Raw genomic sequence first — 12,850 nt, forward strand, 5'->3', positions numbered from 1 at the left:
CGGGCGCCGTCGTGCCCTTTCCGCCGCCGGGATCACGTGAGGTCCGGGTTGGCCGGCGGCTCCTGCCGGTGGGCGTCCAGCGCGGACAGGGCTTCACTCACGCCGGTGGCGCGCGGGGAACCGAGGGCGTTGTAGAGGGCGAGCGCCTCCTGCCAGTGGGTGCGGGCCGCCGACAGGTCCGCGCCGGTCTGGTGGATGCGGGCCAGGCCGATGTGCGCGCGGGCCTGCTCCTCCTTCTCCTCGATCTCCGTGGCCAGGGCGAGGGCGGAGCGGTGTGCGGCCGCGGCCTCGTCCTGTCGGCCCGAACCGTGCAGGGCCTCGCCGAGACCGTTGAGGCTGCCGGCCTCGCCGTAGCGTTCACCGGTCCGCTGGAACAGGGCGAGGGCCGCCCTCTGATGGGTGGCCGCCTCCTCGTGCCGGCCCAGCCGGTGGTGGGCGTCGCCGAGGTTGCTGAGGGCGTGCGCCTCGCCCCCGCGGTGGCCGAGCTGCCGGAACAGGGCGAGGGCCTGCTCGAAGTGGCCCGCCGCCGTGCCGTGCTGGTCGAGCCGGGAGAGGACGATGCCGAGATTGCCCAGGGCACTGGCCTCGCCGAAGGTGTGGCCGGTGGCACGGTAGAGGGTGAGTGCCTGCCGGTGTTGGACGGCGGAGGTGTCGTAGTCCTCGAGCAACTCGTGCACGATACCGAGGTTGTTGAGCGCGTCGGCCTCGCCGCCGATGTCGCCGACCTTCCGGAAGAGGACGACCGCCTCGCCGTGACGCCCGGCGGCCTCGCGGTAGCTTCCCCGCAGTTCGTGCAGGACACCGAGGTTGGTGAGGTTGCGGGCCTCGGTGACAGGCAGCCCGATTCTCCGGCAGAGATCGAGTGCCTCCGTGTGATGCGCGACCGCTTCGTCGTACCGCGCCAGCCGCCGGTGGGTCGAACCGAGGCAGGTGAGTACCTCCGCCTCACCCTGCTGGTCACCCGCGGCGCGAGCGGCACGCAGCGCGTTGCCGTGGACGACGAGCGCGTCGGTGAAGAGGCCGCGGCTGTCGAAGTGGCGATGCAGGGTGGTGGCGATGCCGACGGCGTACTCCGCCCGGCCGCGCGCGGCCTCGGTCGCCGTGACGGCCGACAGCACGCCGTGCTCGGCCGCCAGCCACTCCTGGGCATGGGTCGCTGTGGAGAACGGCGGCAGCTCGGTCGCGGGGGCCTGGATCCGCGGCCGCAGATGACTCTCGGCCGGCATCAGCACGTCCATGGCGGCGCGGGACGCCGCCAGATAGTGGGTCAGCAGACGGTCGGACGCCGCCTCGCGGTCGTCCGCCCCGTCGTGCCGTTCGCCCTGCCAGGCCGCGTACACCCGCAGCAGGTCGTGCATGCCGTAGCGGCCGGGCCGGGTGGGCTGGATCAGATGGCTGCGGGCGAGCAGGTCCAGCGTCTTGCGGGTGTCGGCGACGGACCGACCGCACAGGGCGGCCGCCGCGTACGCGTCCACATCGGGTCCCGGGTGCAGTCCGAGCAGCCGGAACGTGGTGGCGGCCTCGGCGGGAAGGCGGTCGTAGGACCAGGAGAAGACGGCGCGTACGGCCGCGCGGGGATCGTCGTCGGAGTCCAGCAGCTCCAACCGCCCGCGCCGGTCCTCCAGTTCGGCGGTGAGGGCGCTCAAAGGGGATGTGAGCCGGGAGAGAGCCAGCTCCGCGGCGATGCGCAGTGCGAGGGGCAGCCGTCCGCACTGTTCGGCGAGAAGGGCCGCGGCCTGCGGTTCGGCCGCGGCCCGGGGGCCGATGAGCCTGTAGAGCAGCCGTACGGCGTCCTCGGGCGGCAGCACGTCCAGTACGAGCCGGTGCGCGCCGTGCAGGGACACCAGTGAACTCAGCGTGTCCCTGCTCGTCACCACGGTTCTGCACAGGGGCGCGCCCGGCAGCAGCGGGCGTATCTGCTCGCTGGAGGCGGAGTTGTCGAGCACGACGAGCATGCGGCGCCGGCTCAGCTCGGTGCGGTAGCGGGCGGACCGGTCGTCCAGGCGCAGCGGGATCTCCGGGCCGGGTACGCCGAGGGCCACCAGGAAGCCGGTGAGGACGTCGGCGGCGGACACCGGTTCGTCCGTGTTGTAGCCGCGGAGGTCGGCATAGAGCTGGCCGTCCGGGAACTGCTCGCGTATGCGGTGCGCCCAGTGGACGGCCAGGGCCGTCTTGCCGACTCCCGCGGTGCCGGACACGGCGGAGACCACGACCGTGGTGGTCGGGTCGGCCTCGTCCCTGACGGCGAGCAGGTGCCGGGAGAGTTCGTCCAGTTGTGCCTGGCGGCCCGTGAACGCCCGTACGTCGGAAGGTAGTTGCGCGGGACGCGAGGACGGAGTCCGCGAGCCGCCCGAAGTGGCGCCGGATTCCTCGGCGGTGCTGGACAGGGGACGGTCGCGCAGGGTCTCGTCGTAGGCCCTGCGCAGTTCCTCCCCGGGGACGGCGCCCAGTTCGTCGGCCAGCAGACGGCGTACCTCGGCATAGTGGTCGAGGGCCTCGGCGGTCCGGTCCGTCTGGGCGAGGGACCTGATGAGCAGGGCGGCGAGGGGTTCCGCCAGCGGGAACTCGTCGCTCAGGGACCGCATCCGGCCGATCGCCTGCGAGGCGTGTCCCGCCGCCGACTCGGCCCGGGCCCACAGCAGGGCGGCGTCGAGCCGCTCGTTCCGCCAGGCCGTCCGGGTCCGCTCGGCCCAGGAACCCGGCAGGTCGGCCAGCGGGGAGCCCCGCCACAGGTCCAGGGCGTCTCGCAGGAGCCGGCCGCGTTCGGCGTCATCGGGACGCAGACCGCGTGCCTGAGCCACGAGCGCGCGGAAACGCAGTAGGTCGATGCTGTCGTCCGCCGCCTTCAGAAGGTAGCCGCCCGACACCCGGACCAGTTCAAGCGGCGGATGCCCCGCCGTGCCGCCCTCGCGCCGCGTCGCCCCGTCCAGGACCCGCCGGATCCGGCTCACATGGGAGTACAGCGTCGAGCGGGCGGAGTCGGGAGGAGTGTCGTCCCAGATCCGGTCCACCAGGGAGCCCATGGTCATCAGACGGCCGGAATTGGCTGCCAGGGCCGCCAGCACCACGCGCTGCCTGGGCTGCCCCAGCTCGATGGGGCGACCACCGGCCCACAGTTCCAACGGGCCCAGTAATCGAAGCTCCACGTCCCCACCCACGATCGGCCGCTCCACCTGCTTCAACCCCCCGATCCTGCCCAGGATTTCACAATTGTGGGGTCGATGCCGCCGCGACGGTGATCGCCGCGGAACGTACGCGCGCCCGGCTCCGCCCCGGGCTGCGAGCGGGTCCCAAGAACTACCGTGCCGGAGCATCGGAGCGCGACAAGGTTTTCGCAAGGTTCGTCCTGCAGGCTGAGAACAGTCGCTCGATCTTCCCGGTGGGTCGCACCCCCTTCACACCGTGGCGGTCGGCTGCGACGACGGCCGGTCCGATGCGGGGCCGTGCCCGTCCGGGGGGTCCCGATCCGTCGCCGCTGAACGGGGGTCAGCAGCGCCGGATCGGGCGCCGGACGCGGCGGAGCGCGCCTTCCACGGTCCGCCGGTCAGATGTCCCGGAAGATCTCGATCTGCGCGCCGATCGAGTTGAGGCGCTCGGCCAGGTCCTCGTAGCCGCGGTTGATGACGTACACGTTCCGCAGGACGGAGGTGCCGTCGGCGGCCATCATGGCCAGCAGGACCACCACGGCGGGGCGCAGCGCGGGCGGGCACATCATCTCGGCGGCGCGCCAGCGGGTCGGGCCCTCGACGAGCACCCGGTGCGGGTCGAGGAGCTGGAGCCGGCCGCCGAGGCGGTTCAGGTCCGTCAGGTAGATCGCGCGGTTGTCGTAGACCCAGTCGTGGATGAGGGTCTGGCCCTGCGCGGAGGCGGCGATGGCCGCGAAGAACGGGACGTTGTCGATGTTGAGGCCCGGGAACGGCATCGGGTGGATCTTGTCGATGGGCGCCTCAAGCTTGGAGGGCCGGACGGTCAGGTCCACCAGGCGCGTACGGCCGTTGTCGGCGAAGTACTCCGCCGTGCGGTCGTGGTCGAGGCCCATCTCCTCCAGGACCGCGAGCTCGATCTCGAGGAACTCGATCGGCACCCGGCACACCGTCAGCTCGGACTCGGTGACCACCGCGGCGGCCAGCAGGCTCATCGCCTCGACCGGGTCCTCGGACGGCGAGTAGTCCACGTCCACGTCGATGTTGGGCACGCCGTGCACGGTGAGCGTCGTGGTGCCGATGCCCTCGACCCGTACGCCCAGGGCCTCCAGGAAGAAGCACAGGTCCTGGACCATGTAGTTGGAGGAGGCGTTGCGGATGACGGTCACGCCGTCATGGCGGGCGGCGGCGAGCAGCGCGTTCTCGGTCACCGTGTCGCCGCGCTCGGTCAGCACGATCGGGCGGCCGGGGGAGACCGAACGGTCGACCTGAGCGTGGTAGAGCCCCTCGGTGGCGGCGATGTCGAGCCCGAACCGGCGCAGCGCGATCATGTGCGGCTCGATCGTCCGCGTACCCAGGTCGCAGCCACCCGCGTACGGCAGCCTGAAGGTGTCCATGCGGTGCAGCAGCGGGCCGAGGAACATGATGATCGAGCGGGTGCGGCGGGCCGCCACCTCGTCGATCGCCTCCATGTCCAGCTCGCTCGGGGGCACGATCTCGAGGTCGACCCCGTCGTTGATCCAGCGGGTGCGGACGCCGATCGAACCGAGTACCTCCAGAAGGCGGTACACCTCTTCGATGCGGGCGACGCGCCGCAGTACCGTGCGCCCCTTGTTGAGCAGCGTCGCGCACAGCAGCGCGACGCACGCGTTCTTGCTGGTCTTGACGTCGATCGAACCGGACAGACGACGTCCGCCGACCACGCGCAGATGCATCGGACCGGCGTAGCCCAGAGAGACGATCTCACTGTCCAGGGCTTCACCGATTCGAGCGATCATCTCAAGGCTGATGTTTTGGTTGCCGCGCTCGATGCGATTGACGGCACTCTGACTGGTGCCGAGCGCCTCGGCAAGTTGCGACTGTGTCCAGCCCCGGTGTTGCCGGGCGTCACGGATGAGCTTGCCGATACGTACGAGGTAGTCGTCTGCCATGGCGCGACCGTATATCTCCTGTGAGATAAAGAAAAACGGAACGCACCCATCCGGGTGCCGGCCCCCGACGGGGGCCGGTCACCGGAGGAGACATCGCGTGCGGGGCTTCAGCTGTCCCGCTTCGTCCGGGTGCGCCGCCACCCGAAGGGGCCCGGCAGGTTCTGGGACGTCGTCCGGCGTCCGGTGGTGCTGCGTGTGTGCCGGGGTCCGCGGCCCTCACCCGTGGTGATGGACATCGACTTCTTGTTGATGTTCAACCGCACCCCGGGAAAGATTTTGAAGCTCTTGCGGAATGTGAGCGGCATGGGTGCCTCCTCCTGTGGTGACTGCGCCGGGTGGCTCCCGGTCGACACCGGATACCCACGAAGAGCGTTCTGAATCCGCACCGCCGATCAACGAGCGGCTCCCGACCTGGAGTTGGCCCCGCTCGGCCTGGCATCGGCGCTGTGGGGGCATCGCGAACCGGGCTCACGGATACATCACAGGGGCGCCCGGGCATGACCATCCCGCGCCCATGTACTAGAGTTATCTCGACATCGAGATATCTGCCGAGGCGCACCGAGAGCCGCCACTCCAGTAAGGCCTACCTAACTTAGCCTTACCTTAGCTGATCGTCGAGACGCCGTGGCGGCAGGATGCGGTAGCAAGCGCACATATATGCATGAAGGAGACTGTCGTGTCGGCGAACAGCTTCGACGCCCGCAGCACGCTGCAGGTGGGCGACGAGTCGTACGAGATCTTCCGGCTGGACAAGGTGGAAGGCTCGGCTCGCCTTCCGTACAGCCTGAAGGTGCTGCTGGAGAACCTCCTCCGCACCGAGGACGGCGCGAACATCACCGCCGACCACATCCGGTCCATCGGAAGCTGGGACTCCCAGGCGCAGCCCAGCCAGGAGATCCAGTTCACGCCCGCCCGTGTGATCATGCAGGACTTCACCGGCGTGCCCTGTGTCGTGGACCTCGCCACCATGCGTGAGGCCGTCAAGGAGCTCGGCGGTGACCCGGCGAAGATCAACCCGCTGGCGCCGGCCGAGCTGGTCATCGACCACTCCGTGATCGCCGACAAGTTCGGCACGAGCGACGCCTTCGCGCAGAACGTCGAGCTGGAGTACGGCCGCAACAGGGAGCGCTACCAGTTCCTGCGCTGGGGCCAGACCGCGTTCGACGAGTTCAAGGTCGTCCCGCCGGGCACCGGCATCGTCCACCAGGTGAACATCGAGCACCTGGCCCGCACGGTCATGGTCCGGGGCGGTCAGGCTTACCCCGACACGCTCGTCGGTACCGACTCGCACACCACCATGGTCAACGGCCTGGGCGTGCTCGGCTGGGGCGTCGGCGGCATCGAGGCAGAGGCCGCGATGCTCGGCCAGCCCGTCTCGATGCTCATCCCGCGCGTCGTCGGCTTCAAGCTCACCGGTGAGCTCCCGGCCGGCACCACCGCCACCGACCTCGTGCTCACGATCACCGAGATGCTGCGCAAGCACGGCGTCGTCGGCAAGTTCGTCGAGTTCTACGGCGAGGGCGTCGCCGCCACCTCGCTCGCGAACCGCGCCACCATCGGCAACATGTCGCCGGAGTTCGGCTCCACCGCCGCGATCTTCCCGATCGACGACGAGACCCTTAAGTACCTGCGCCTGACCGGCCGCGACGCCCAGCAGGTCGCGCTCGTCGAGGCGTACGCCAAGGAGCAGGGCCTCTGGCTCGACCCGGCCGCCGAGCCCGACTTCTCCGAGAAGCTGGAGCTGGACCTCTCCACGGTCGTCCCGTCCATCGCCGGACCGAAGCGCCCGCAGGACCGCATCGTCCTCGCGAACGCCGCGCAGCAGTTCGCGCAGGACGTCCGCAACTACGTCGAGGACGACGACGAGGCGGGCAAGGAGTCCTTCCCGGCCTCCGACGCCCCGGCCGCCACCAACGGCGTACCGACCCGCCCGACCACCGTCACGGCCCCCGACGGCTCGACGTACGAGATCGACCACGGCGCCGTCACCGTCGCCGCGATCACCTCCTGCACCAACACCTCGAACCCGTACGTCATGGTCGCCGCCGCGCTCGTCGCGAAGAAGGCCGTCGAGAAGGGCCTGACCCGCAAGCCGTGGGTCAAGACCACGCTCGCCCCGGGCTCCAAGGTCGTCACCGACTACTTCGACAAGGCGGGGCTCACCCCCTACCTCGACAAGGTCGGCTTCAACCTCGTCGGCTACGGCTGCACCACCTGCATCGGCAACTCGGGCCCGCTGCCCGAGGAGGTCTCCAAGGCGGTCAACGAGCACGACCTGGCCGTGACTTCGGTGCTCTCCGGCAACCGCAACTTCGAGGGCCGGATCAACCCCGACGTCAAGATGAACTACCTGGCCTCCCCGCCGCTGGTCGTCGCGTACGCCCTCGCGGGGTCCATGAAGGTGGACATCACCAAGGACGCGCTCGGCGTCGACCAGGACGGCAAGCCGGTCTACCTGGAAGACATCTGGCCGACCGAGGCCGAGGTCAACGACGTGGTGGCGAACGCCATCGGCGAGGATATGTTCAACAAGTCCTACGCCGACGTGTTCGCGGGCGACGCCCAGTGGCAGGCGCTGCCGATCCCGACCGGCAACACCTTCGAGTGGGACCCGCAGTCCACCTACGTCCGCAAGCCCCCCTACTTCGAGGGCATGGCGCACGAGCCGTCCCCGGTCACCGACATCACCGGTGCCCGCGTCCTCGCCAAGCTGGGCGACTCGGTCACCACCGACCACATCTCCCCGGCCGGCGCCATCAAGGCCGACACCCCGGCCGGCAAGTACCTGACCGAGCACGGCATCGAGCGGCGTGACTTCAACTCCTACGGCTCGCGCCGGGGCAACCACGAGGTCATGATCCGCGGCACCTTCGCCAACATCCGCCTGCGCAACCAGATCGCGCCGGGCACCGAGGGCGGCTACACCCGCGACTTCACCCAGCCCGACGCGCCGGTCGCCTTCATCTACGACGCCTCGCGCAACTACATCGAGCAGGGCACCCCGCTGGTCATCCTGGCCGGCAAGGAGTACGGCTCGGGCTCGTCCCGCGACTGGGCAGCCAAGGGCACCGCGCTGCTCGGCGTCAAGGCCGTCATCGCCGAGTCCTACGAGCGCATCCACCGCTCGAACCTGATCGGCATGGGCGTCATCCCGCTCCAGTACCCGGCCGGCCAGTCCGCCGAGACCCTCGGCCTGACCGGCGAGGAGGCCTTCTCCTTCGCCGGCATCACCGAGCTGAACGACGGCACCACCCCCCGTACGGTCAAGGTCACCACCGACACCGGCGTGGAGTTCGACGCGGTCGTCCGCATCGACACCCCCGGCGAGGCGGACTACTACCGCAACGGCGGAATCCTGCAGTACGTGCTGCGCAGCCTGATCCGCAAGTAAGCGGTCCGGCAGGGCAGTTGAGGGCCGCATCCCCGGGAACGGGGGTGCGGCCCTTCGCATGTCGTCAGCCAACGCGGCTGCGGCTCCTCGGTATCGCGCCCGGATCACGTTTTCGGGACATGGGTTCATCTCAGGCGGAACACAGGGTTCCCCCAGCGAACCGGGACAGGATCGTCATATGTCTGGCACCCGAAGCGACCGTGTGCGCGTGCTGATCGTCGACGACGAACCCGGCCTCACGGAGTTGCTCTCCGTGGCCGTCACGGAGGCGGGCTGGCGGCCCTATCCGGCGGCCGACGGGGAGAGCGCGCTGCGCGTCGCGCGCGGCTGCGCACCGCACGCCGTCGTCCTCGACGGGATGCTCCCCGACCTGGACGGCATCCAGGTACTGCGGAGGCTGCGGTACGAGCGGCCGAAGCTGCCCGTCCTCATGCTGACCGCGCGGGACGCGCTGGAGCACCGCCTCGACGGACTGGAGGCGGGCGCCGACGACTACGTGACGAAGCCCTTCTCGCTGGAGGAGGTCGTCCTGCGGCTGCGCGGACTGCTGCGCCGCTCCGGCGCCGAGGAGAGCCGGCCCGAGGGGTCCGCGCTCGTGCTCGGCGGCCTGGTGCTCAGCGCGGACACCCGCGAAGTGCACCGCGACGGTACGCCGGTCCAGCTCACCGCCAAGGAGTTCGACCTGCTCAGCCTGTTGCTGAGCCACCCACGCCAGGTACTGAGCAAGGCCCAGATCCTCGACCACGTCTGGAGCAGCTCCTTCGACGGCGGCGGAAACCTGGTCGAGGTCTACATCTCCTGCCTGCGCCGGAAGATCGACAAGGGCCGGACGCCGATGATCCACACCGTGCGCGGGGTGGGGTACGCCATCAGGCCGCCGGAGGAGGGGAGATGAGCCCCCGGACGCTGCGGCACTCGCTGTGGGCACCGCTGCGGGGGAGGTCCCTGCGCACCCGGCTCCTGGTGTTCATCAGCGCCACGCTCGTCGCCGTCGGCGTGGCCATGGCACTCACCACCGTTTTCGCCCAACGTGCCAGTCTGCTCGACCACTTGGACCAGCGGGTCGCCGACAGCGCCGAGCGCAGCCAGGGCGGCGTGCAGGTCGGCCCCCGCCTCGGCACGGACCTCGCGTTCCTCGGGGAACAGGGTCAGTCCGTCGGTACGATCGGCGCCCGGCTCGGCAGCGACGGTGATGTCGTCGCCGCCGAGGTCGTCACCGGCAACGGTACGCGGAAGTCGCTCACCGCCGCCCAGCGTGCCGCCCTCGACGGGATCACGGCCGACGGCTCGCTGCACACCCGGACCGTGCCAGGGCTCGGCACTTACCGGGTCACCGCTCTCCGGACCGACGGGAACCCCGTTCTCACCGGCCTCCCCATGGACGACGTCCAGGACCTGATCAGCAGCCTGGTGGTGGTCGAGGCCGTCGTGGCGGCCGTGGGTCTCGCCGTCGCGGGCTGCGTCTGCGCCGTCGTCATCCGGCGCCAACTGCGCCCGCTGGGAAGGGTCGCGGCCACCGCGGTCGAGGTCTCGCGCTCACCGCTCGGACACGGTGAGGTCATCGGCCTGACCCGGGTGCCGGAGCGCGACACCGACCCCGGCAGCGAGGCCGGCCAGGTCGGCGCCGCGCTCAACCGGATGATCGACCACGTCGAGTCCTCGCTCAGTGAACGGCAGCGCAGCGAGGAACGCATGCGCCGCTTCCTGTCGGACGCCAGCCATGAACTCCGTACGCCGCTCGCGTCGATCGCCGGATACGCGGAACTGATGAACCGCGGCACCGAGCGGATCGAACCCACCCTGGCCTGGCGGCGGGTCTCCGCCGAGTCGGCGCGGATGACCGGGCTCGTCGAGGACCTGCTGCTGCTCGCCCGGCTCGACGAGGGGCGGCCGCTGGAGTCCGCCGAGGTGGACCTCGCCGCGCTCGTCGCGGAGTCGGTCTGGGACGCGCGGGCGGCGGGCGACAGCCACCACTGGCAGTTGGAGCTGTTCCTGGACTCCCCGGCTCTCGTCCTCGGGGACCAGGCGCGACTGCACCAGGTGGTGGCCAACCTGTTGGCCAACGCCCGTATGCACACACCTGTCGGCACCACCGTCGTCGCCTCGGTGGAGGCCACGGAGGCGTACTGTGCCGTCCGCGTGAGCGACGACGGCCCCGGAATCCCGCCGCACCTGCTTCCCTCCGTCTTCGAGCGCTTCACCCGGGGCGACGTCTCCCGCGCCCGCAGCGGACCGGCGGCCGGCGGTTCCGGCCTCGGGCTCGCCATCGTCGAGGCCATCACCGCGGCGCACGGAGGCCTGATCGAGGTCCAGAGCGAGCCGGGGCGCACGGAGTTCGCCGTCTTCCTGCCGCCCGCGGGCCGACCGTCGCTGATCCCGCCCGGAACGATTCCGGTCACCCAACTCCCTCCCGCCGTGCCGCCGATCCCGGACGCTCCACTGCCTGCGGGTGCGGGTGCGGGTGCGGGTGCGGGTGCGGGTGCGGGCCGGGTCGCCGCGCCGGGGCCGTCCGTTCCCGGCCGTCCGTAGCTGGGGTTACCTGTCCCCGGCCGCGTGCAGTGGGCTGGCCGTCCCCGGCTGCCCGCCGGTCTCCGCTGGTGACGTTCGCCCACGGCTGGTGTCCGCCGGTGACGTTCGCCCACGGCCCGGTCTCCGGCGAAGACGTTCGCCCACGGCCCGGTCTCCGGCGAAGACGTTCGCCCACGGCCAGCCTCCGGCGAAGACAACGCCCCCGCACGGCGCCCCCTGGTGGAGTCGCCGGCCCACGGCCCCCCTGGCGGCGGAAGCGCCCTGCCCATGACTGGTTCCGCGTCGCCGACGCCCAAGCCTGGCCGCAGGCGCAACGCCCGCCCGCTTCCGGACCGTCGCGAAGACGGACCCCGCCCGTGACGAGGGCTGACCCCGTCCCCGACGGGGCCGGCCCCACCCGCGAGGAGGACGCTCCCGCCAGGGATCGCACCCACACGCGGAAAGCGTTTACAGGGGTCCCCGTGCGCGCTAACTTCCGAAGGGGGTGGGAGCGCTCCCACCAAGGCGGACCGGAACCCGCCGCGGAGTCGCTCCCCCCTCGTCCACATCCCGCAGGACACTGAGCAAAGGAGCTCTTGTCATGCTCACGCCCGCACGCGTGCCGCGATTACCGCTGTCCACCCGCCACAGAGCGTTCCTCCTGGTGCTGCTCGCCCTCCTCGTCACCGTCCCGGCCCTCGGCCTGGTGGTCACGGCGGGCGGCGAGGCCGAAGCCCACGGCACCCCCATGAAGCCGGCCAGCCGCACCTTCCTGTGCTGGCAGGACGGGCTGACCGACACCGGCGAGATCAAACCCGTGAACCCGGCCTGCAAGGCGGCGCAGCAGGTGAGCGGCACCACGCCGTTCTACAACTGGTTCTCGGTGCTCCGCTCCGACGGCGCGGGCCGCACCCGCGGCTTCGTCCCGGACGGCGAGCTGTGCAGCGGCGGAAACGCCAACTTCACGGGCTTCAACCAGCCGCGCGCCGACTGGCCGCTCACCCACCTGACCTCGGGCGCGACGGTCGACTTCTCGTACAACGCGTGGGCCGCCCACCCCGGTTGGTTCTACGTCTACATCACCAAGGACGGCTTCGACCCGACGCAGACGCTGAACTGGGACGACATGGAGGACTCGCCGTTCCTCACGGTCGACCACCCGCCGCTCAACGGCAGCCCGGGCACGGTCGAGGCCAACTACTCCTGGTCCGGCACGCTTCCGTCGGGCAAGTCGGGCCGCCACATCGTGTACGTGGTCTGGCAGCGCTCGGACAGTGCCGAGACCTTCTACTCCTGCTCCGACGTCGTCTTCGACGGTGGCAACGGCGAGGTGACGGGCATCCACGACCCGGGTAACCCGACGGAACCCCCGCCCGGCGCCTGCTCCGCGACCCGCCGTACGACGGGCAGTTGGTCCGGCGGATACCAGTCCGAGGTGAGCGTCACCAACACTGGTGACGTACCGATGCTCGGCTGGATGGTCGACTGGACGCTTCCCGCCGGCCAGTCGGTCGCCAGCCTCTGGAACGGCAATCCGACGTACGAGGGCCAGGCGGTGATGGTGCACAACGCCGGCTGGAACGGGGAGTTGGATCCGGGCGAGAGCTCGACGTTCGGGTACGTCGTCACCGGCTCCGGCGGTGATACGTCAACAACCCTCCCGTGCCAGGTGGGTTGATCTCTGATCCAGCGTGCTCAGGGCGGACCGGGTGGGCATTCGGGACTCACCCGGTCCGCGAGCCCGAGCCGGATTCGGGGGAGGTCCGGCCCGGGTCGGTGCGTGGCTCTGCGTGTCGTGTCGCGTGTCGCTACGTGCGTCGCTGTACGTGGCTTGTGCTGATCGCGGTGCGCGACAACGTTGTCTGATGGTCCGTCCA

General features: G+C 70.6%; 7 protein-coding genes. 4 read left to right on the forward strand and 3 right to left on the reverse strand.

Features of this window, described 5'->3' with window-relative positions:
- Positions 1-32 precede the first annotated feature (32 nt).
- From ACIBLC_RS00920 to ACIBLC_RS00930, 3 genes are all read right to left on the reverse strand, one after another.
- The gene (locus ACIBLC_RS00920) at positions 33-3,146 is read right to left on the reverse strand and encodes an AfsR/SARP family transcriptional regulator (protein WP_399208441.1); all 3,114 of its coding nucleotides are present in this window, start codon (positions 3,144-3,146) and stop codon (positions 33-35) included.
- A gap of 398 nt (positions 3,147-3,544) precedes the next feature.
- Positions 3,545-5,074, reverse strand: a complete 1,530-nt coding sequence (locus ACIBLC_RS00925; RefSeq protein ID WP_399208442.1) for a helix-turn-helix domain-containing protein — start codon at positions 5,072-5,074, stop codon at positions 3,545-3,547.
- A gap of 107 nt (positions 5,075-5,181) precedes the next feature.
- Positions 5,182-5,379, reverse strand: a complete 198-nt coding sequence (locus ACIBLC_RS00930) for a DUF4236 domain-containing protein (protein WP_399208443.1) — start codon at positions 5,377-5,379, stop codon at positions 5,182-5,184.
- Between the two features lie 371 nt (positions 5,380-5,750).
- Here ACIBLC_RS00930 and acnA point away from each other — a divergent pair, with 371 nt between their 5' ends.
- From acnA to ACIBLC_RS00950, 4 genes are all read left to right on the forward strand, one after another.
- Positions 5,751-8,465 (forward strand): aconitate hydratase AcnA, encoded by a 2,715-nt coding sequence (gene acnA, locus ACIBLC_RS00935; RefSeq protein WP_399208444.1) that lies wholly within the window; start codon positions 5,751-5,753, stop codon positions 8,463-8,465.
- 178 nt (positions 8,466-8,643) lie between these two features.
- On the forward strand, positions 8,644-9,360 hold the full coding sequence (locus ACIBLC_RS00940) for a response regulator transcription factor (RefSeq protein WP_399208445.1): 717 nt from the start codon (positions 8,644-8,646) through the stop codon (positions 9,358-9,360).
- Positions 9,357-10,994 (forward strand): ATP-binding protein, encoded by a 1,638-nt coding sequence (locus ACIBLC_RS00945; protein WP_399208446.1) that lies wholly within the window; start codon positions 9,357-9,359, stop codon positions 10,992-10,994. The genes ACIBLC_RS00940 and ACIBLC_RS00945 overlap by 4 nt, the downstream gene beginning before the upstream one ends.
- 580 nt (positions 10,995-11,574) lie before the next feature.
- Complete coding sequence (locus tag ACIBLC_RS00950; protein WP_399208447.1) at positions 11,575-12,651, forward strand: lytic polysaccharide monooxygenase; 1,077 nt, start codon at positions 11,575-11,577, stop codon at positions 12,649-12,651.
- The last annotated feature ends 199 nt before the right edge of the window (positions 12,652-12,850 follow it).

Source organism: Streptomyces sp. NPDC050535 (assembly GCF_044457665.1).
GTDB lineage: Bacteria > Actinomycetota > Actinomycetes > Streptomycetales > Streptomycetaceae > Streptomyces.